This is a genomic window from Sphingopyxis sp. RIFCSPHIGHO2_12_FULL_65_19, from assembly GCF_001830555.1.
GTDB lineage: Bacteria > Pseudomonadota > Alphaproteobacteria > Sphingomonadales > Sphingomonadaceae > Sphingopyxis.
Window position 1 is genome coordinate 1 of sequence record NZ_MIAM01000044.1, and the last position, 20,010, is coordinate 20,010.

Here is a 20,010-nt window from a genome sequence, read left to right on the forward strand (position 1 = left end):
AGTCGCGGACATAGTCGAACGCGCGCATGTCGAAGGTCATGCCGTTGGGCAGGGTGAAGCTGACCGCGCGGTCGCCGTCATCGCCCAGCGCGGTGCGATCGACCGCCGCCAGCGCGGCCAGCGCCGCGGCGATCTGGTCCTGCATTCCGGCGAAATCGACGGCGTCTTCGGAAAAGTCCGGGACATCGACGCCGCCAAGCCGTGCGAGCGGCTGTAGCGCCTGGGTGCAGGTGAAGCGCACTTGCGCGGCGAGCGGGAACATGTCGGGCGCGAGCCGGGCGACCGCAAACTGCAATTCGCCGATGCCATTCTCCTCCCCCCAGGCGCGCGCGCGCGACAGTTCCGCGGACAGGGCGGACAGCCCATCCTGATACGCCGGTACGGTGAGGTCGTAGAGCATCGTCATATCCTTGGTCTGGAGGCGCGCCCGATCAGGCCGCGGCGAGATTGTCCTGGAACTGAAGCCGCGCGAGGCGCGCATAAAGGCCGTCGGCCGCGACGAGCGCGTCATGCTTGCCCTCTTCGACGATGCGGCCGTCGTCCATCACGATAATGCGGTCGGCGGCACGCACGGTCGCGAGGCGGTGCGCGATGACGATCGTCGTGCGGTCGTGCATCAGCGTTTCCAGCGCGTCCTGGACAAGTTTTTCGGATTCGGCGTCGAGCGCCGACGTCGCTTCGTCGAGCAGCAGGAGCGGCGCACGGCGCAGCAGCGCGCGGGCGATCGCGATGCGCTGGCGCTGGCCGCCCGACAGGCGGGCGCCGCCTTCGCCCATGAAGGTGTCGAGACCCTGGGGCAGTTTGCGCAAGAATTCCTCGGCATTGGCGGCCCGTGCCGCGTCCCACAGATCCTCGTCGCTCGCATTCCAATTGCCATAGCGAAGATTGTCGCGCGCCGAGGCGGCGAAGATCACCGTTTCCTGCGGCACCATGGCGATCCGCGCGCGGATATCGGCGGGATCGGCTTCGGTCAGCGGGACGCCGTCGAGCCGGATCTGGCCGCCCTGCGGATCGTAGAAACGCTCGGCAAGCTGGAACAGCGTCGACTTGCCCGCGCCCGACGGACCGACGATCGCCACGGTTTCGCGCGGGCGGATCGCGAGGCTGAAATCGTGGAGTGCCGGGGCGTCGGGGCGGGTCGGGTAGTGAAATTCGACCTGCGCAAATTCCAGCGTGCCGACCGACGGTTCGGGAAAGCGGCGCGGGTGGGCGGGCGGCGCGATGCTCGGTTCGGCGTGGAGCAGCTCGCTCAGCCGTTCGGCGGCGCCCGCGGCGCGGAGCAGGTCGCCATAGACTTCGGTCAGCGCGCCGAACGCGCCCGCGACAAGCCCGCCGGTCAGGACGAAAGCGGCGATCGTGCCGCCGGTGATCGTCCCCGCAGCGACGCCTTCGGCACCATACCAGAGCAGGGTGGTGATCGCCCCGAACAAGAGGCCGATGACCGTCGCCGTGATGATCGCGCGCAGGCGGATACGGCGCTTGGCGGTCGCAAAATTGGCCTCGACCGCGAGCGAAAACCGGTCGGCCTCACGCGATTCCTGACCGAATGCCTGGACGATTTTCATGGCGCCCATCTGTTCGGCGGTGGTCGCGCCAATGTCGGCGACGCGGTCCTGGCTGGTCCGCGACACATTTTGCAAGCGGCGGCCTAGCAGGACGATCGGCAGGATGATGACCGGGATGCCGAGCAGGATACCCGCGGTGAGTTTCGGCGACAGGCTGAACAGATAGATGATGCCGCCGATGCCCATGACGGTGTTGCGGAGCGCGACCGAGACGGTGGTGCCGACGACCTGTTCGATGATCGCGGTATCCGACGTCATGCGCGAGGCGATTTCGGAGGGGCGGTTTTCCTCGAAGAAACCGGGGGCGAGGCGCAGCAGATTCTGTTGCACCGCCTGGCGGATGTCGGCGACGGTGCGTTCGCCCAGCCAGCTCACGAAATAGAAACGCAGCGCGGTGGCGAGCGCCAGCGCGACGCAGATGCCGTAGAAAAGCCGGAAATGCGGCGCGACGTCGCCGCCGCCGGCGATGAAGCCGCTGTCGATCATTTCCTTGAACTGATACGGGATGGCGAGGGTCGCGAGCGCGGCCACCCCAAGCGCGATCGCCGCAATGACGAGCTGGAGCGGGTAGCGGCTCGCATAACGCCACACCATGCGCAGGCTGCCCAGCTTGCGGCGGGGCTCGGCGGCTGGCGCGGCGGAAAGATCGGGTTGGCTGACCATCGCACCGGCCCTAGCAGCGGTGGCGGCGGCGCTCAACGACGCAGAATGCGGCGCTGCTTCAAGCGGTTTGAAGCTGTGCTGCAAGGGAGCGCGGCCCATGCGCCGCGCTCCCCCCTATTCCTCAGCGATTGTCGAGCTGCGCCCGCACGGCGCGAAGCCCCGCCTGCGTGATGCGGTATGGCGCCCCGCCGTGCGAGCCGATGAAACCGCGGCGTCGCAGCCGCTGGAATAGGGACAGGCCGGTGCTGGCGAGGACGAAGCCGTCGCGCGTGAAGCACAGCACTTCGACGATATGACCGGCGTCGTCGCGGCGGTGACGGATCATGCCGCCTTGCGCCAGCACATGGAGCACGCGCTGCTCCGCTTTCGAGATGTTCATGGGATATGTCCCGATATTGCATGCAACAACGGCGCACCAACCAGGGGTCGGCACGCAGCACACATCCCGTTTTCCCCGGGATGTTAGCGGTTGCCCGCAATCTCGGACATAATCACTCCATCGGCGCCGGATGCGCCTTGCCGGGGCAGATTATTCGCCTTCGGCACGCCTCGCAATGATTTTGATGCATTGCACAATGAGGTGGAGCGCCTAGACTGTCGTTCCATGAGCAGGCGCCGGAGAGCGCCGCCGGGCAACGCAAGGAACGATTTGGATATGCTGTATCACGCCTTTGACATGCAGAAGAATTGGCTCGCGGGGGCGAGCGCGCTTGCCACGGCGGGGGCGCAGGCGATGCAGCATCCGGCCAATCCGCTGGGTTATTTCGGCGGTAGCCCGATGTTCGCTTCGGCGCTCGAAGTGTTCGCCCATGCCGCGGCACCCCGCGGCAAGCCCGGATTCGAGCTGTATGAGACCGAAGTCGAGGGCGAAACGGTGCGCGTTACCGAGGCGATCGAGGCGCGCAAGCCGTTCGGCCAGCTCAAGCATTTCAAGCACAAGGGGTCGAGCGGGGCGCCCAAGCTGCTGATCGTTGCGCCGATGTCGGGCCATTATGCGACGCTGCTGCGCGGCACGGTCGAGCGGATGCTGCCCGGCCACGATGTGTGGATCACCGACTGGCGCGACGCGCGCAACGTGCCGTTGGAGGCGGGCAAATTCGACCTCGACGATTATGTCGATTATCTGATCGCGTGGCTCGAACATATCGGCCCCGGCGCGCATATGCTGGCGGTGTGCCAGCCCTCGGTGCCGAGCCTGGCGGCCGCAGCGGTGATGGCGGCAAACAAGAACAAGTGCCGACCAAAGACGCTGACGATGATGGGCGGCCCGATCGACACGCGCAAGGCGCCGACCGCGGTCAACGAACATGCGACGACGCGGCCCTATGCCTGGTTCCAGGAAAATGTGATTGCCACCGTTCCGGCCTGGTATCCGGGCGCCGGGCGCCGCGTCTATCCGGGCTTCCTCCAGCTTGCGGGCTTCATGTCGATGAACCTTGGCAACCATATGATGAGCCATTGGGAGATGTTCAGACATCTGGTCGACGGCGACGGCGAAAGCGCGGACAAGACCAAGGAATTCTATGACGAATATCGCGCGGTGTGCGACATGACGTCCGAATTCTATCTTCAGACGGTCGACGTCGTGTTCCAGCGCCATTTGCTGCCCAAGGGCGAAATGACGCATCGCGGCCAGCCGGTCGATGTCGGCGTCATCGAGGATATCGCGATCCTTGCGATCGAGGGCGAGCGCGACGATATTTCGGGGATCGGCCAGACCAAGGCCGCGCTGACGATCGCCAAGGCACTGCCCGCCGACAAGAAGAAATATCTGATGGCGAAGGGCGTAGGCCACTACGGCATTTTCAACGGCCGCAAATGGCGCGACGAGATTGCGCCGGTGGTCGAAAAATGGATTCGCAGCAACGGGGGGTGAGGTCGTCTGGGAGCGACCGGAAGAGGAGATTTTTTTTTCGTCATCCCGACTTGATCCGGGATCCATCACGGCGCTGAAGTCATGGACTCCGGATCAAGTCCGGGGTGACGAGAAGGCGGAACGGACGCTCGCTAACCACCCCGAACCCGGCGCCGGTTCGCCGCCTCAATGCCAGGGCGAGGTGCGGACGCTCCAGTAAACGATGTAGAGCAGCCCCGCCCACAGCAGCAGGATGAAGGCCATCCCCGCGCGGCTTGACGGGCGGTCGCTGGCGGCCTCTGCGGCGGCGTGGAGTTCGGTCCACAGCGGGGCGGGGATCAGGCGGCGGACCGCCACCAGGCCAAGCGGGACGATGATCAGGTCGTCGAGCCAGCCGAGCACCGGGATGAAATCGGGGATCAGGTCGATCGGCGACAGCGCATAGGCGGCGACCGCGATCGCCAGCGCGCGGGCAAGCCAGGGGACGCGCGGATCGCGCGCGGCGAGCCACGCGGCGTGCGCCTCGACGGCGAGGCGGTGGCCGAGGTCGCCGATGCGTTCGGAAAGGGATTTGCCGGTCATCATTTGATCATTACTGTCCCCGCATGGCTATCCAACTGAAAAGCGCGCGCGTCGAACGCTGGCAGGTCGCGGGCGAGTTTGTCATCAGCCGCGGCGCCAAGACGCATGTCGATGTCGTCGTTGCCGAAATCGAGGGAATGGGGGGCGTTGTCGGACGCGGCGAAGGCACCCCAATCTATTATCACGGCGAGAATGCAGTGGGGTGCCGCGACCAGATTTTGCTCGCCGCACCGCATATCGCGGGCATGGACGCGGCGGAAGCGCGCGCCGCGGTGCAGGAATTGATGGCGGCGGGCGCGGCGCGCAACGCGCTCGACTGTGCGCTGTGGGACCTCGAAGCGCGCCAGCGCGGGCTGCGGCTCTGGCAACTCGCGGGACTCGATGGCGCGCCGACATCGCGCGTCACCGCCTTTACCATTTCGCTGGGCAGCCCCGGCGCGATGGCCGAACAGGCGGCAACCGCCGCCGCCGACGGCTATCGCCTGCTCAAGCTGAAGCTGACCGGCGAGGGCGACCGCCTGCGCGTCGCCGCGGTGCGAAAGGGCGCACCCGATGCGCGGCTGATCGTCGATGCGAACGAAAGCTGGGGCGCGATCGACATATTGAGCGAGACCGAAGCACTCGCCGACATGGGCGTCGAAATGATCGAACAGCCGGTGCCCGTCGGCGCCGACGCGCTGCTCGATCCCGTTTATGCCCCCATCCCCTTCCTTGCCGACGAAAGCTGCCAGACTGCGGCAGACGTGGCGCGGATCGGCCCCTTTTACGATGGAGTGAACATCAAGCTCGACAAGGCGGGCGGACTGACCGAAGCGCTGCGCATCGCCGACGCCGCCGATGCGGCGGGGCTGTCGATCATGGTCGGGTGCATGTTATCGACCAGCCTGGCGATCGCGCCGGCATTCGTGCTGGCGCAGCGCGCGCGCTGGGTCGATCTCGACGGCCCCGCGCTGCTGGCGCGGGACCGCGAGAGCGGGTTCGAGTTTCGCGAAGGCCGGATTGGGCCGCCGGTGGGATAAACTGGCGACGCGGCGTTACAGCGCGACTTCGGCATGCTGGCCGAGCTCGCCTTCCTTCATCGTCATCCCGGTCGCGAGTTTGAACAGGCCCTTGATGCTGGGGTCGGCGGTCCAGATTTCGGCATTGTCGAGATCGAAGCGCAGCAGCACCAGCTTCGGATCGTCCTTGCCGCCTTCATACCAGGCCGCGATGCCGTTGTTCCATAATTTGTCGAGCACCGTGCGGTCGCTTTCGCGCACCAGCGTTCCCGAAATGCAGGCGAACAGGTCGTGGCCCTTCGCCGAAAATTGCGCCATGGCGGGGCCGCCGCCCGCCAGCCGGTTGTCGGTCGAGGTAAAGAACCAGAACGCGCTGTCGGCATCCTTGTCGAGCTGGGCGTTCATCGGGATATGATGCGCGCGCGCGCCGGTAGCGCCGACCATGACATAGGGGCTGTCGGCCAGCGCCTTCCAGAATATTTTCTTGATATCGTCGCTCATGGGAAATTCCTTTTGCCCCTCGATAGATGGACAACGCATCAACGCCGCGCATGTTGCCCCGGTTCAGCGCAGCCGCGGCTCGGCATAGCTGACGACTTCATATTCGATGCCGTCGGGGTCGAAGAAATAGAAGCGGCGGCCCGGTTCGTAATCGCCATGGTTGAACGGCGTCAGCCCGACCGCCTTCACGCGCATTTCGATCGTGTCGAGATCGTCGACCTGGATGCCGAGGTGATTGAGCGGCTCGCCTTTCGGATAGCGGGCGGCGCCATCCTGCCCGTCGGGGCCGGCGTAGAGCGCGACATAGGCGCTGTCGCTGCCCAGGTGGATCGTGCGGCCGCCATCGCGGGCCGGGCCGCGCCAGCGTTCGTGCCAGCCAAAAATCGCCGAGAGGATTCCGGCCGTCCGGTCGGGATCGCTGACGGTCAGATTCACATGCTCGATGAAAGGGTGCGTCACCTTCATTCTCCTGATTCGCGTTGACGCCCGGCTTATGAAAGCTCAAGTCAAGTTTAGATCAAGCGAAAAGCGAGGAGCGCCGACAATGCATCGAACCGACCTGATCGCCATCGGCGAACTTGCGACGCGCACGGGCGTCGCGGTGTCGGCGATCCGCTTTTACGAAGCGAAGGGGCTGGTCGAGGCGTTGCGCACCAGCGGGGGACAGCGCCGATTCCTGCGCGCCGATATCCGCCGCGTTTCCTTCATCCTGATCGCGCAGCAGCTGGGGCTGAGCCTGGAGGAGATTGCCGCCGAGCTGGCCGGGCTGCCCGCGGGACGCACACCCAATGGGGCCGACTGGACGCGGATCAGCACGGGCCTGAGAGCGCGGATCGACGCGCAGATCGCGGCGCTCGAGCGGACGCGCGAACTGCTGGGCGACTGCATCGGATGCGGCTGCCTGTCGCTGAAGAAATGCGGGCTTTACAACCGCGATGACAAGGCGGCGCAGCGCGGCGCGGGGCCGCGCTACCTGATCGGCGACCGGGCCATGGAGATTGCCGAGGTCGGCTGAGCCGTTGGGCCGCGCGCCGCAACCGGCGGTCAGTCGGCGTCGGCGCCGCCCGCCCGGTCGGCCATATCCATGAAATCGCGCGCCAGATTACGCTCGCCTTCATCCTTGAACGCGACGTCGAGATCGGGCGCGACGCCGAGCATGTGCATCAACGCCCACAAAGCGAAGCGGCGACCGGGGTTGGTTTCGAGGCCGAAGTCGACGCGCATCCGTTCGGTGCCCGCGGCATAGGCTTGCGGGTGGATGGCCGCTAGGTCGGCGGTGCCGAAATAGCGGCGGAGCTGGTCGTCGAAATCCATGCCGCCCTTTTCGCTCGTTTTGCTCGATTGGCAAGTTGTGCGGTGCCTTTCCCCTCCCCCTTGATGGGGGAGGCGGCGAGACTTGGCAGCTTGCTGCCTAGTCGCAGCGGTGGGGGTGCGCTCTCGGCCCGAAGCGGCGGCGCATGGACGCACCCTCACCCCCATCCAACTTCGCCTAACCGCTTCGCGACAAGGCTTCGTATCCTTCCCCCATCGAGGGGGAAGGGGGCCAGACAAAATCGGGCGATTCGAAAGGCCGCCCGGTTGTCTTTGCCCAAGCGCCCCGATAGGGCGGCGTCCGTGAAGACCAGCATCGACATCGGGACCGACGCCGCGGGGCAGAGCGTGCGTATCGACGTGCAGGAGTTGCTGGCGACGCGCCTGCTCGTCCAGGGCAATTCGGGGTCGGGCAAGTCGCATCTCTTGCGCCGCATCCTGGAAGAAAGCGCCGCGCTGGTGCAACAGATCGTCATCGATCCCGAAGGCGATTTCGTGACGCTGGCCGACGCTTACAGCCATGTCGTGATCAACGGCGGCGACTATAACGAGCGCGAGATCGCGGCGATGGGCGCACGCATCCGCGAACATCGCGCGTCGATCATCCTCAGCCTCGAATCGCTCGATATCGAAGCGCAGATGACCTGCGCCGCAGCGTTCCTCAACGCATTGTTCGATGCGCCGCGCGAGCATTGGTTCCCGGCATTGGTCGTGGTCGACGAGGCACAGATGTTCGCGCCCAGCGTCGCGGGCGATGTGTCCGATACCGTGCGCCGCGCCAGCCTGTCGGCGATGACCAATTTGATGTGCCGCGGGCGCAAGCGCGGGCTGGCGGGCGCGATCGCGACGCAGCGACTGGCGAAGCTCGCCAAGAATGTCGCCGCCGAGGCGAGCAACTTCCTGATGGGGCGCACCTTCCTCGACATCGACATGGCGCGCGCCGCCGACCTGCTGGGCATGGAACGGCGGCAGGCCGAGGCGATCCGCGACCTGGAGCGCGGGCATTTCCTGGGGCTGGGCCCCGCAATCTCGCGGCGCCCGCTGTCGGTGCGGATCGGCGCGACACAAACCTCGACGCGGATGGCAACGCACGGTTTGATGCCGCTGCCCGACGCCGGCGGCGACGATATGCGCTCGATGCTGTTCACCGAGATGGAGGCGCCCGCGGCGCCGCGCGTCTTTGTGCCCGAACCGGCGCCGGTCGCCGCGAGCGAGCTCATCGAACGGATTGCCGCGAGCGAGAGCCTGCACGAAGACAGTGATGCGCCGCTCGTGCTCGACATCGTCGATGCGGTCGAGGAAGCCGAACAGAGCGACGCGGTGGTCATCGACACGCTGCGCGAGATGCTGTCCGACCCCGACTGTGCCTTCCAGCCCGAATCCTTTCTTTACCAGGATTTTTCGGTGCGTTGCCGGATGCAGAAATTGAAGAAGGTGCCGCTCGACCTCGCCGCTTTTCGCCGCCGCTTCGCGCTCGCCAAGGGCGGGGTATTCGATCCCGCCGAGCCGCGCTGGCGCGAGGCGCTGGGCGTCGCCGACCGGCTGCCGCACGACATGTTCGCCCCCTTCCTCCAGATCGCGCGCGCCGCGATGGACGGCGAACCCTGTCCCGACGACGACATCCTCGGCCGTGCCTATGGCAGCCGATCGCCGGGGCGCATCCGGCGGCTGGTCGAATATATGGAAAAGCAGGGCGTCATCGTCGTCCGCGCCGATTTCGGCGGGCGGCGATCGATCGGCATCCCCGAACTGGGGCTGAGCACCGAGGCGGAGTAGGGCTTAGCTCTTTTTGAACAGCGCGTCGGCAATCGCCTTGTGGCTGGTCGCGGCGGCGCGGTGCGCCTTCACGCGTTCGATTTCGGCTTCGAGTATGGCGATACGCTCGCCCAGTTCGTCGACCGAAAGCGGACCCAGCGATTGCTTGATCAGCGCCGTCAGAACATCGTCGCGGCGGCGGGGAAGGTCGTCATCGTCCATGGCGCATCCTCCTGGTCCCTAATGCTAATATCCGCGAGCGACTGTTGACCCGTGTCGCAGCCCTGTCAATAAGGCGAGGCAGGGGGTAGGGGATGAAGGGACCAGTGGGGGAATTTCCGAAGTGACCAGCTTGCCAGCGAGCATGACCGCCATCGCCATCAGTGCGCCGGGCGGACCCGACGTATTGCAATCCACGACGCGGCCGGTGCCGCAGCCCGGACCCGGCGAAGTGCTGATCCGCGTCGCCGCCGCCGGGGTGAACCGCCCCGATGTGCTGCAACGCATGGGCTATTATCCGCCGCCGCCGGGCGCATCGGACCTGCCGGGGCTGGAGGTCGCGGGAACGATCGTCGCGGTCGGTCCTGGGGGCGATCCCGAACATCTGGGGCAGGCGGTGTGCGCGCTCGTCGCGGGCGGCGGCTATGCCGAATATTGCACCGCGCCGACCGGAAGCTGCCTGCCGGTGCCGGGGGGCTTTTCGATGGCGGAGGCCGCGGCGTTGCCCGAAACGGTCTTCACCGTGTGGCACAATCTGTTCGAGCGCGGTTATGTGCGCGATGGCGAGACGGTGCTGGTCCATGGCGGCACCAGCGGCATTGGCACGACCGCGATCGGCCTGTGCAAATTGTTCGACATCCGTATCGTCGTGACGTGCGGCAGCGCCGACAAATGCGCCGCGGCGACCGCGCTCGGCGCCGACCTGGCGGTCGATTATTCGGCCGAGGATTATGTCGAGGCGGTGAAGGGTTTTACCGGCGGCCGGGGCGTCGATGTTGTGCTCGACATGGTCGGCGGCGATTATCTGCCGCGCAATCTCGCCTGCCTTGCCGAGGACGGGCGCCATGTCACCATCGCCTTCCAGCGCGGCGCCAAGGTCGAGTTCGACATTGCCGACGTGATGCGGCGCCGCCTGACGCTGACCGGATCGACGCTTCGCGCGCGCAGCGCCGATTTCAAGGCGCTGCTCGCCGACGAAATCCACCGCACCCTGTGGCCGCGACTGGCGGAAGGCGGGTGGAAGCCCGCGATGGACCAAAGCTTTGCCCTGGCCGATGCCGCGGCCGCGCACGCGCGGATGCAGGCCGGCGAGCATGTCGGCAAGATCGTGCTGACGGTGGAATGATTTAGGAACGTTCGACTTTTTCGGCGGTTGATCGGCAGGGGGGCAATCGACAAGGATGAACTTTCCCGATGACTATGCGTGCCCTTATTCTCCCCGCCACAGCCGTTGCATTGGCGCTTGCGGCCTGTTCGCCGCCGTCCGAAACCGAAAAATCCGCCGCTGCATCCGATAGGGACGTCGCCGCCGCCGCGGGCGAGGCTGCGGACCCCGCGGTGCCTGCGATCAAGCCGACCGACATTCCGACGCGTGGCGGCGATGGCTCGCTGATCGAGCTTGCCACGCTGACCGAGGCCGATGTGACCGGCGCGAAGCTCCAGGGCGAACTTGGGTGCAGCTTTGCCGCCGATGCCGCCGCGCCGCCGATCCTGATCGCGCAAGGCGACGTCGCGTCTGCCGACCCTTCTCGCGGCATTGTGAAGGTCGGCGATACGATCGAGCCGGTGTCGGCGAACGGCGGCTTCGATGCGATGGCAAAGGGCACGAAATTCTTTTCCAAGGGGCTGGAGCTTCGCGTCGCGCTCACCGGCCCGGCGCAGGGCGGCGGGGAATCGCCGCCGCGCCCCGCGACGCTGACCGCCGACCGCGCCGACGGCGCGCAGCGCGTCTTTGCCGGGCTGTGGCAGTGCGGCCCGTAAGCGCGCCGACGGGGGCGGAGGGATCGCCGCGTCCTGCGTAATCCCCGCACTTGCTCCGGCGGCCAAACGGGTCTACATCAACCGCCGAACGGCCGCCCCGCGAGGGGCGGCCCTTATTATTTCCGCTTGGAGACTTTTCGTCATGGCCCATGCCGATGCCACCCCGTTGATGCCGCACGCGACCGCCGCCTGGCTGGTCGACAATACCGGCCTCACCTTCGTCCAGATCGCCGAATATTGCGGCATCCACATCCTCGAAGTGCAGGCGATCGCCGACGAAACCGCGGCGACCAAATATACCGGCCGCGACCCCGTCCGCGCGCATGAGCTGTCGATGGACGAAATCGAAAAGGGTCAGAAGGACCCCAATTACAAGCTGAAGATGAGCGTGCAGGCGCAGGACACGATTCGCCGCACCCGCGGCCCGCGCTATACCCCGGTCAGCAAGCGCCAGGACAAGCCCGACGGCATCGCGTGGATTTTGAAGAACCATCCCGAAGTGTCGGACGGGGCGATCGGCAAGCTGATCGGCACGACGCGCAACACCATCGGTGCGATCCGCGACCGCAGCCACTGGAACAGCGCCAATATCGTGCCCAAAGACCCGGTCACGCTCGGCCTCTGTTCGCAGCGTGAGCTCGACGCGCTGGTCGCCAAGGCGGCGAAAAAGGCCGGCATCAAGGCCCCCGAGGACAGCCGGTTTGAAGGCGACCGCGAAGCGTTGCTCGAAGAGCTGCGCGCCGAACGCACCGCCGCGAACGAAGCGCGCGCCGCCGAAGAGGCCAGCGAAGAGCAGGCCTGACGCATGTCGGGGGGTGACGAGGATCATATCCCGGCGGCCAGCGGCTCGCCGGACGCCTCGCTGACCCAGGACGACAGCTTTACCGCGACGAGCCATGCTGGCCTTACCTATCCGTGGGGCGACGCGGCGCCGGGACCGGGCGAGACGATCCGCATCGCGAACGGAATCAGCTGGGCGCGCATCCCGATGCCGGGGTCGCTGGGCCACATCAACAGCTGGCTGCTCGACGATGATGCCGACGGCGATGATGGCGTCGCCATCGTCGACACCGGCATCTGCCTGACGATGTGTTCGGACGCATGGAAGGCGCTTTACGCCGGGGCGCTCGCCGGCAAGCGCGTCACGCGCGTCATCGGCACCCACTTGCACCCCGACCATATCGGGCTGGCCGGCTGGATCGCAAAGAAACAGGGCGTCAAGCTGTGGATGACGCGCGGCGAGATGCTGACCGCGCGCGCGATCGTGGCCGATTCGTCGGACAGCGCGCCCGACGAGGTGCTGGCGCAATCGCGCGCCGCGGGGTGGGACGATGCGGCGCTGGAAGCGGCCAAGGCGCGCGGCTGGAACATGTTCCAGCGCATGATCTTTCCGTTGCCGCGCAGCTATGTGCGGATCGAGGATGGCGATCGGATCGATTTGGGCACGCACCAGTGGCGCGTCGTTGTGGGGTCGGGGCACAGCCCCGAACATGCGTGCCTGTGGAACGAGAAAGAGGGCGTGCTCGTCTCGGGCGACCAGGTGTTGCCGCGGATCAGCTCGAACGTATCGGTCAACATCACCGAACCCGACGCCGACCCGCTGGGCGAATGGCTCGCCTCGATCGACAAGCTGCTCGCGACCCTTCCCGCCGACGTCACGGTCTGCCCCGCGCATGGCGAGCCGTTCAAGGGGCTGCATGTTCGCCTGATGGCGCTGCGCGACGAGCATCGGATGCGGCTCTATAATCTTGCCGAAGCCGCCGCAAAGGCGCCGATGCGCGCGGTCGACAGCTTTCCCCTGTTGTTCAACCGCCCGATCGGCGAGCACAACCAGGGCCTCGCCACCGGCGAAGCGCTGGCGCATCTGAAGCGGCTTGAGGTCGAGGGGCGGGTACGGCGCGAGGACCGGGGCGGGGTGTGGTGGTATCACGGGGTGGCGTGAGGCCTGATTGACGTCTGCTTTGGGGTGGGGAGCGGACGTATAAATCCTCCCCATCGACTTGCGATGGGGAGGAACTTTACGTCTGCAATTGGTCGGCAGCTGCCCTTCAGTCGCGCCGCTGCATGATCCAGCTGAACGCCATCGCGTTGAAGATCGTATAAAGCCCATAGAGCATCAGCGCGGTGAACCAGTTGCGGGTCGCGATCGCCATCGCGCCGACGAGCAACAGAAATTCAAAGACATAAGTGATGTTCGGCCCCGCCTTGTCGACAAGCGGCTTGACCATCTGCTGAATCAGCGGGTCGTCGCTTTCCATGAAGGCGCGGTGCATCGCGAAATTGCCGATGCCGGCGCAGAAAATGGCGATGATCGCAATATACATAGGTTTGCAGATGGGGCAGCCGGGGTGGAAATGCCAGCGACTTTCGGGTTATAGGAGCGCAGCGGACGCGCACCGGCCCCGCGCGACCGATCGAATGAACCCGGCTTCCGCCGCCAGACAAGGACGTCTTCGGTGACATCTCTCCCCCGCCTGGCCGCGCTGTGCTTGCCGCTTGCCCTCACCGTTTCGCCCGCCCAGGCATCGCAGGAGCCGATCGACCTGTCGCCGCCGAACCCGCTGCTGGTCGATCCGTTGCTCGCCAACCCGATTCCGACTTTGCTGGTGCCGCTCGACCCCGAACTGCCCGACGCGGTGCGCGCGATGATCGAGGCGGCCTTTGCCAGCGGCGAGAATGAGGACGTCGAGGCGGTGGTCAAATTCGCGCGTCGGACCAACCCCGGCAATATCGGCGAGATCGACGCGCTGCTCGCTTATTATCGCAGCGAGCATCCGCCACAGACACCGCCCGACCCCATCGACAATATGCTGGCGGCCGCGATCGCGAGTGCGAAGGACGCCGATGTCGAGGCTGTCGGCAAGCTGGCGAAGGAAACCAATCCGGAAAATGCGGCGCGGATCGAAGAACGGCTGCTGGCCTATCGCGCCGAACGACAGCGGCTGCGCGACGAAGCGGCAGCCGCCGAACGCGCCCGACTGGCAGCGGCGCGGTTCTGGCAGAATTGGAAAGGCGAGGGGCAGATCGGCGCGTCGCAGAGCAGCGGCAACACCACATCGGCGGGGGTCAGCGCGGGCGTCGCGCTGGCGCGGACCGGGATCGACTGGACGCACAAGCTGCGCGCGCAGGCCGATTATCAGCGGACCAACGGCAAGACCTCGGTCGAACGCTATCTGGCCGAGCTGGAACCGCAATATCGGATCAACGACCGCACCTTCGCTTATGGCCTTGGCCGCTGGGAGCATGACCGCATTCTTGGGTATGACACGCGGTGGAATCTGTCGGGGGGGCTGGGTTACAAGGTCGTCGATACCAAGAAGATGACGCTCAGCCTGAAAGGCGGCCCGGCGTTTCGCCAGACCGACTTTGTGAACGGCGGTGACGACACCGAACTGACGGCGCTCGCCGGTCTCGATTTCGGCTGGCAATTGTCGCCGACGCTGCGGCTGACGCAGGTCGCGTCGACGATCATCGGCGAAGCCAATGGATCGACCAGTTCGCAAACCGCGCTCAGTGCAAAGCTGTCGGGCGCGCTGTCCGCGCGTATCGCCTATTCGGCGCAGATCGACACCAGCCCGCCGCCGGGGATCGAAAGCGTCGACACCCAGACGCGGTTTACGCTGGTTTACGGATTCTAGGAATTTCTCCTCCCCATCGCTTCGCGACAGGGGAGGAGTTCCGGCTATTTGATTGCCGCCAGCACGTAGAGGAATTCGGCGAAACCCATCGTCGCGTCGACCAGCCCCGCGACCTTGGGATTGGTCGAATCGATGAGGAAATATTCGTCGGGGGCGTGCGCGCCCGAGCCGTGGCCGATACCGAAATGGGCGGCGGGGATGGACACCGGCGGCGCGGTGAAGGTCGCGCCGGGCCAGCTGCCGGCCATGCGCGGGTTGATGCTCGTCGCGATGCCAAGCTTTTTGTAGGTCGCGAGTTCGGAGCGGACGAGGCGGCTGTCCTCGGCGACCTCGGTCGGGTCGTAGCCGCCCGAGACATTCACCTCGACGTCGGTGAAGCCATGCTTGTCGAGATGCGCGCGAAGTTTCTTTTCGGCCTCGGCGCGCGTCTGGTTGGGGACGAGGCGAAGGTCGAGCTTCGCGACCGCCTTGCCCGGTAGCACCGTCTTGCCGCCGGGGCCGGTATAGCCCGCAACGAGTCCTTCGATATTGACCGTCGGTTCCTGCGCAAGGCGGGTGAGCGCGTCGGGGTAGGAGAGATTGTCGATCCAGTGGGTGATGCCGAGCGCCTGTTTCTGCGCGGCTTCGTCGCCCGCCTTTGCAGCCTCGCGGATCAGCGATTTTTCGCGTTCGGTGAGTGGGCGGACATTTTCGTACCAGCCCTCGATCGCGGGCTTGTTGCCATCGGGGGTGACGAGCGTCTGGAGCGCCTGCACGAGCCGCCAGGCGGGCGAGTCGACCATGGCTTTGAGGCTCGAATGCACGTCGCCCTTGGGCCCGCGGCCCCATTTTTCGCCGCTCGCGATCAGTTCGAGTTCGATGATGCCTTTGGAGCCGAGGTTGACCGTGACATTGCCGGTCTTGCCCTGTGAGGCGAAGGGAATGAAGATGCCCTCGCATTTCTTCAATGCGGCGAGGATGTTGGGCTTGGTCGCGATCTGGCGGAAATGCGGCGATCCGATTTCCTCTTCGCCCTCGCAGACGAGCACGATATTGACGGGCAGCTTGCGCCCGGCGGCGCGGATCGCGTGGAGCGCGGCGAGGAAGGTCGCCTCGGGCCCCTTCTGGTTCACCGCGCCGCGGCCCATGATCGCCTGCCCGAAACCGGGGCGCTCGACCATCTTGCCCTCGAGCGGCGGCGACGACCATTCGGCGGGGTCGAACTGTTTAACGTCGTACATGAAATAGATGCCGAGCGTGCGCGGGGCGCCGACGTTGATCGTGCCGAACACGCCGGGATGGCCGTCGGTCGGCACGATCTCGACATTGGTGAAGCCCGCGTCCTTCGCGAGCTCGGCCATATAGGCCGCGCCCTCCGCCATGCTGCGGTTCTCGGCGGCGATCGAGGGGAGGGCGATCCAGTCGCGGATGCGCTTGATCGAGGCGTCCTTGCCGGCTTCGGCGGCTTTGCGGATATCGGCCATCGTGCCCGACTGCGCCCAGAGCGGGAGCGGCTGCATGAACGCGGCGCCCGCCCCCAGCATCGCGGTGCCGCGAATCATGTCGCGGCGGTTCAGCTTGTCGACGTTACGGAAATCCATGCTGCGTCCCCTGCCTGCTTCGTATGCGAAGCAATGTGCCGGATCGGCAGGGAAACGCAAGCGCGTGTCCGGAACTTGCCGTTACGAGACTGGAGGACGGCCGAATTCATGCCGCGCATTGCTGCCAAGCGTTAGCTCAAGAAAATCTGCCAAAGCCAATCCAGCGCGTCGTTCCCTGCTTGCGTTCCACAGCAGCAAAATCAGAGCGGCGGCGCACAGGGCTAGCATGATGGCGCCGGACAAGCCCATTCGGCCGTCACGGAATAATCCCACGGCGATGACAGGAAGCAGCGCTCCCACGAGGCCCAGATAGAGCATGCCGTTGATGTCGGACCCAGACCGACCGGCGATCCGGCAACCCATCCCGTCATCATGAATCCAGCCGATCAGCATGGGCCCTTGGCTATCCACTATGCTGTTCCACAAACAAATGAAGCGACCAAGGACAAAGCCACGCGGACCATCGGACGGATCATACCACGTTTGTTTGCATTCCCGAATCCGGCTCTTGCTCTCGGCGAGGCCGAGCGGCGTCTTTAGTTCGAAGCCAAACCCGAGGGGTCGGAAGGCCATCTCACGCCTTCTCCAGCAGCCCCTCATCCTTGATCCGCTTCTGCCACAGCATCGGGGCGTTGACGTGGACGTTCTGGCCTTCGCTGTCGACCGCGACGGTGACGGGGAAATCGCTGACCTCGAATTCGTAGATCGCTTCCATGCCGAGGTCGGCGAAGCCGACGACCTGGCTGCCCTTGATCGCGCGCGACACGAGATAGGCGGCGCCGCCGACCGCCATCAGATAGGCGCTCTTGTGCTTGGCGATCGATTGCGTCGCGGCGGGGCCGCGTTCGGCCTTGCCGACGCAGGCGAGCAAGCCTTGGCCCAGCATCATGTCCATGAACTTGTCCATGCGCGTTGCGGTCGTGGGGCCGGCGGGGCCGACGATTTCCTCGCCGACCGGGTCGACGGGGCCGACGTAGTAAATCACGCGGCCCTTGAATTCCACGGGCAGCTCTTCGCCCTTGGCGAGCATGTCGGCGATGCGTTTGTGCGCGGCGTCGCGGCCGGTGAGCATCTTGCCGTTGAGCAAAAGCCGGTCGCCCTGTTTCCAGCTCGCGACGACTTCGGGGGTGAGATTGTCGAGATCGACGCGGATTGCGGCCGTGTCGGGCTGCCAGTCGATCTGCGGATAGTCGGCGAGCACCGGCGGTTCGAGGAAAGCGGGCCCGCTGCCGTCGAGCGTGACATGGGCGTGGCGGGTCGCGGCGCAATTGGGGATCATCGCGACGGGTTTCGACGCGGCGTGGGTCGGCCAGTCGGCGATCTTGACATCGAGCACGGTCGCGAGGCCGCCAAGCCCCTGCGCGCCGATGCCGAGCGCATTGACCTTTTCATAAAGCTCGATGCGCAGTTCCTCGGTCGGCGACGACGGCCCGCGCGCGAGCAGCTCGGTCATGTCGATCGGGTCCATCAGCGACTGCTTGGCGAGCAGCATCGCCTTTTCCGCGGTGCCGCCGATGCCGATGCCGAGCATCCCCGGCGGGCACCAGCCGGCGCCCATCTGCGGCACCATTTCGAGCACCCAGTCGACGATGCTGTCGCTGGGGTTCATCATCTTGAACTTCGATTTATTCTCGCTGCCGCCGCCCTTTGCGGCGACGTCGATGTGGACCTTGGCGCCGGGGACCATCTCGACGTTGAGGACCGAGGGCGTATTGTCTTTGGTGTTGACGCGGCTGAACGCGGGGTCGGCGAGGATCGAGGCGCGCAGCTTGTTTTCGGGGTGGAGATAGGCTTTGCGCACGCCCTCATCGACCACCTGTTGCAGGCTGCGGGGGCTGTCGAGGCGGCAATCCATGCCCCATTTGATGAAGACGGTGACGATGCCGGTGTCCTGGCAGATCGGGCGGTGCCCCTCGGCGCACATGCGGCTGTTCGAGAGAATCTGCGCCATCGCATCCTTCGCGGCGGGCGAGACTTCGCGCTCATAGGCGGCGCCCAGCGCGCGGATATAGTCCATCGGATGAAAATAGCTGATGTACTGGAGCGCGTCGGCGATCGTTTCGATCAGGTCGTCTTCGCGGATGATCACGGTGTTCATGTGCAGCCTTTCGCCCTTTTTTAAGGATTCGCGGGCCTCCCTAGACCCGGCGGCGCGCGACGGAAAGAGGCTCATATTGTTCAGTGTCATCCCGGCCTTCACCGGGATGACGAGGCTGTTGGAGCGTCTTGCGCGCTAATTTTGTCGCCGGCCGAAGATTTTGCGCGGTCCGGCACGTCCGGCCGGAATCGCGTCCGGTTCGGGCGTCGGCGCGCCCATATCGACCAGTGGCCGGTGCCGCGCGAAAGCCCGCCAGCTTCCCGCCGCGGCCAGCGCGAGGAGGAGCAGCCAGCCGCCCGCCGCCGACGGAATCAGCGCCCAGGCAAAGGCGGCGGGGGTGATGACGGCCATGACCGTCGGGATCGCGGCGAGGATCGCGATCGTCCCGAACAGCGTCCACCAGCCGCCGATCCGGGTCGCCGCACCGCCGATCGCGACGTTGGTTGCCGCCAGAGCCAGGAATTTCGCCGCGACAGGATAGGGCAGGGTCGCCATCGCGGGCGAATAGTCGCCCGCGGTAAAGGCGGCCTGGATGTCGAGCAGCAGCCAGTTTTCATAGGCGTCGCACAGCATCGCCGCGACGGGCAGCATCGCCGCGGCGAGGATCGCGCGAAGGCGCAGCTCGCGCCACAGGGCGATGCAACCACCGGCCAGAAAACCGGCGTAGAGCAGCATGTAGAGATAGTCGCGCTCGTTGCCGGTCCGCATCGCGGCGAGGCGCGCGACCTGTTGCGGGTCGGTGAAGAAGCCGAAGATCGCTTCGAGATCGGCCTGGCTGCCGGCAAATTCAAAGGCGAGGACGGGCGGGCCATAGCCGGGCGCGATGTCATGCCCCGATGGCGGAAAGACCTGCGACAAATGCGCGCCGAAGAGCAGGGTGGCGATGCCGAACGCCAAGGTCCAATACCACCAGCGCGTCGGCGCTGTCGGCCGTGCCCGCTGCGCCTCGATCCAATGCTGAAGCCCCCCGAACATCGCCTAAATGTCCGGTGGAGCGCGGCGGCTCACCTTATTGGCACTCGGCGCATTTGCCGCGCACCTCGATCACCGGGCGCTCGGCGGCAAAGCCCGTCGCTTCGGCCGCGGCGCGGACGCCGCCCGAAATCTTGTCATTGTCGACATGCACCGCGGTGCCGCACGTATCGCAGATCAGGAAGATGCAGTCGTGCAGGCAGCCCGGATGGCTGTTCGCGACAAAGGCGTTCGCGCTCTCGACACGGCGGACCAAGTTATTCGCGACGAACAGGTCGAGGATGCGGTAAACGCTGTTCGGCGCGACGCGCTTGCCGCGAGCCTTCGACACGATGTCGGCAATTTCATAGGCGCTGGCGGGTTTGCCGATTTCGGCGACCGCGTCGAAAATCTCGGCGCGCATATCGGTCCAGGCTTCGCCCGCGCCCTCGAGCGCGGTTTGCGCCGCCTTGGCGAGCGAGGCGCCGCTGGCCTCGACGTGCGGATGATCATGCTTGCCCATTGGCGTTTCC

General features: G+C 65.9%; 23 protein-coding genes. 9 read left to right on the top strand and 14 right to left on the bottom strand.

Features of this window, described 5'->3' with window-relative positions; all coding sequences use genetic code 11:
* From A3E77_RS12560 to A3E77_RS12570, 3 genes are all read right to left on the bottom strand, one after another.
* Positions 1 to 406 (bottom strand): DUF1993 family protein (locus tag A3E77_RS12560; RefSeq protein WP_293646420.1); only part of this gene is annotated, 406 nt, incomplete at its 3' end.
* Positions 407 to 431: 25 nt separating this feature from the next.
* On the bottom strand, positions 432 to 2,228 hold the full coding sequence (locus A3E77_RS12565; RefSeq protein WP_293646493.1) for an ABC transporter transmembrane domain-containing protein: 1,797 nt from the start codon (positions 2,226 to 2,228) through the stop codon (positions 432 to 434).
* A gap of 121 nt (positions 2,229 to 2,349) precedes the next feature.
* Positions 2,350 to 2,607 (bottom strand): YjhX family toxin, encoded by a 258-nt coding sequence (locus tag A3E77_RS12570; protein ID WP_293646423.1) that lies wholly within the window; start codon positions 2,605 to 2,607, stop codon positions 2,350 to 2,352.
* Positions 2,608 to 2,883: 276 nt separating this feature from the next.
* Between A3E77_RS12570 and A3E77_RS12575 the strand changes: the two genes are divergently transcribed.
* A complete protein-coding gene (locus A3E77_RS12575; protein ID WP_293646425.1) occupies positions 2,884 to 4,104 on the top strand; it encodes a polyhydroxyalkanoate depolymerase in 1,221 nt (406 codons plus the stop codon).
* A 165-nt stretch (positions 4,105 to 4,269) separates the two neighbouring features.
* Here the strand turns inward: A3E77_RS12575 and A3E77_RS12580 are convergent, their stop codons facing one another.
* Complete coding sequence (locus A3E77_RS12580) at positions 4,270 to 4,665, bottom strand: YkvA family protein (protein ID WP_293646427.1); 396 nt, start codon at positions 4,663 to 4,665, stop codon at positions 4,270 to 4,272.
* A 23-nt stretch (positions 4,666 to 4,688) separates the two neighbouring features.
* Between A3E77_RS12580 and A3E77_RS12585 the strand changes: the two genes are divergently transcribed.
* Entirely contained in the window at positions 4,689 to 5,684 is a 996-nt protein-coding gene (locus A3E77_RS12585) for a dipeptide epimerase (protein ID WP_293646429.1), read from the top strand.
* A gap of 15 nt (positions 5,685 to 5,699) precedes the next feature.
* On the opposite strand, the gene A3E77_RS12590 is transcribed toward A3E77_RS12585, so the two are convergent.
* Positions 5,700 to 6,164: a pyridoxamine 5'-phosphate oxidase family protein gene (locus A3E77_RS12590; protein ID WP_293646431.1), complete on the bottom strand. Its 465-nt coding sequence runs from the start codon at positions 6,162 to 6,164 to the stop codon at positions 5,700 to 5,702.
* Between the two features lie 63 nt (positions 6,165 to 6,227).
* Positions 6,228 to 6,623 (bottom strand): VOC family protein, encoded by a 396-nt coding sequence (locus tag A3E77_RS12595; RefSeq protein WP_293646433.1) that lies wholly within the window; start codon positions 6,621 to 6,623, stop codon positions 6,228 to 6,230.
* 85 nt (positions 6,624 to 6,708) lie between these two features.
* On the opposite strand from A3E77_RS12595, the gene soxR reads away from it, so the two are divergent.
* On the top strand, positions 6,709 to 7,179 hold the full coding sequence (gene soxR, locus A3E77_RS12600; RefSeq protein ID WP_293646435.1) for a redox-sensitive transcriptional activator SoxR: 471 nt from the start codon (positions 6,709 to 6,711) through the stop codon (positions 7,177 to 7,179).
* Between the two features lie 29 nt (positions 7,180 to 7,208).
* Here the strand turns inward: soxR and A3E77_RS12605 are convergent, their stop codons facing one another.
* Entirely contained in the window at positions 7,209 to 7,478 is a 270-nt protein-coding gene (locus A3E77_RS12605; protein ID WP_293646437.1) for a hypothetical protein, read from the bottom strand.
* Between the two features lie 300 nt (positions 7,479 to 7,778).
* Between A3E77_RS12605 and A3E77_RS12610 the strand changes: the two genes are divergently transcribed.
* A complete protein-coding gene (locus tag A3E77_RS12610) occupies positions 7,779 to 9,251 on the top strand; it encodes a helicase HerA domain-containing protein (protein WP_293646439.1) in 1,473 nt (490 codons plus the stop codon).
* Positions 9,252 to 9,254: 3 nt separating this feature from the next.
* Here the strand turns inward: A3E77_RS12610 and A3E77_RS12615 are convergent, their stop codons facing one another.
* Positions 9,255 to 9,452 (bottom strand): DUF1192 domain-containing protein, encoded by a 198-nt coding sequence (locus A3E77_RS12615; RefSeq protein WP_293646441.1) that lies wholly within the window; start codon positions 9,450 to 9,452, stop codon positions 9,255 to 9,257.
* Between the two features lie 142 nt (positions 9,453 to 9,594).
* On the opposite strand from A3E77_RS12615, the gene A3E77_RS12620 reads away from it, so the two are divergent.
* From A3E77_RS12620 to A3E77_RS12635, 4 genes are all read left to right on the top strand, one after another.
* Positions 9,595 to 10,575 carry an NAD(P)H-quinone oxidoreductase gene (locus A3E77_RS12620; protein WP_293646443.1) on the top strand — a complete coding sequence of 327 codons (981 nt, stop codon included), beginning with the start codon at positions 9,595 to 9,597 and terminating at the stop codon, positions 10,573 to 10,575.
* A 68-nt stretch (positions 10,576 to 10,643) separates the two neighbouring features.
* Positions 10,644 to 11,210 carry a hypothetical protein gene (locus A3E77_RS12625; RefSeq protein ID WP_293646445.1) on the top strand — a complete coding sequence of 189 codons (567 nt, stop codon included), beginning with the start codon at positions 10,644 to 10,646 and terminating at the stop codon, positions 11,208 to 11,210.
* A 169-nt stretch (positions 11,211 to 11,379) separates the two neighbouring features.
* A complete protein-coding gene (locus A3E77_RS12630) occupies positions 11,380 to 12,012 on the top strand; it encodes a DUF1013 domain-containing protein (RefSeq protein WP_293646495.1) in 633 nt (210 codons plus the stop codon).
* Positions 12,013 to 12,015: 3 nt separating this feature from the next.
* Positions 12,016 to 13,152 (top strand): MBL fold metallo-hydrolase, encoded by a 1,137-nt coding sequence (locus tag A3E77_RS12635; protein ID WP_293646447.1) that lies wholly within the window; start codon positions 12,016 to 12,018, stop codon positions 13,150 to 13,152.
* 106 nt (positions 13,153 to 13,258) lie between these two features.
* Here A3E77_RS12635 and A3E77_RS12640 read toward each other — a convergent pair whose 3' ends face one another.
* On the bottom strand, positions 13,259 to 13,534 hold the full coding sequence (locus tag A3E77_RS12640) for a hypothetical protein (RefSeq protein ID WP_293646449.1): 276 nt from the start codon (positions 13,532 to 13,534) through the stop codon (positions 13,259 to 13,261).
* Positions 13,535 to 13,666: 132 nt separating this feature from the next.
* On the opposite strand from A3E77_RS12640, the gene A3E77_RS12645 reads away from it, so the two are divergent.
* Positions 13,667 to 14,848: a DUF481 domain-containing protein gene (locus A3E77_RS12645; RefSeq protein ID WP_293646451.1), complete on the top strand. Its 1,182-nt coding sequence runs from the start codon at positions 13,667 to 13,669 to the stop codon at positions 14,846 to 14,848.
* Between the two features lie 44 nt (positions 14,849 to 14,892).
* On the opposite strand, the gene A3E77_RS12650 is transcribed toward A3E77_RS12645, so the two are convergent.
* The 5 genes from A3E77_RS12650 to A3E77_RS12670 form a co-directional block, all read right to left on the bottom strand.
* Positions 14,893 to 16,428, bottom strand: coding sequence for a M20/M25/M40 family metallo-hydrolase (locus A3E77_RS12650; RefSeq protein ID WP_293646453.1), 1,536 nt, complete (start codon positions 16,426 to 16,428; stop codon positions 14,893 to 14,895).
* An 81-nt stretch (positions 16,429 to 16,509) separates the two neighbouring features.
* Positions 16,510 to 16,821, bottom strand: coding sequence for a hypothetical protein (locus tag A3E77_RS12655; protein ID WP_293646455.1), 312 nt, complete (start codon positions 16,819 to 16,821; stop codon positions 16,510 to 16,512).
* 181 nt (positions 16,822 to 17,002) lie between these two features.
* Positions 17,003 to 18,526, bottom strand: coding sequence for a fumarate hydratase (locus A3E77_RS12660; protein ID WP_293646457.1), 1,524 nt, complete (start codon positions 18,524 to 18,526; stop codon positions 17,003 to 17,005).
* A gap of 135 nt (positions 18,527 to 18,661) precedes the next feature.
* Positions 18,662 to 19,501, bottom strand: a complete 840-nt coding sequence (locus A3E77_RS12665) for a hypothetical protein (protein WP_293646459.1) — start codon at positions 19,499 to 19,501, stop codon at positions 18,662 to 18,664.
* Positions 19,502 to 19,535: 34 nt separating this feature from the next.
* Positions 19,536 to 20,000, bottom strand: a complete 465-nt coding sequence (locus A3E77_RS12670; protein WP_293646461.1) for a Fur family transcriptional regulator — start codon at positions 19,998 to 20,000, stop codon at positions 19,536 to 19,538.
* Positions 20,001 to 20,010: the final 10 nt, after the last annotated feature.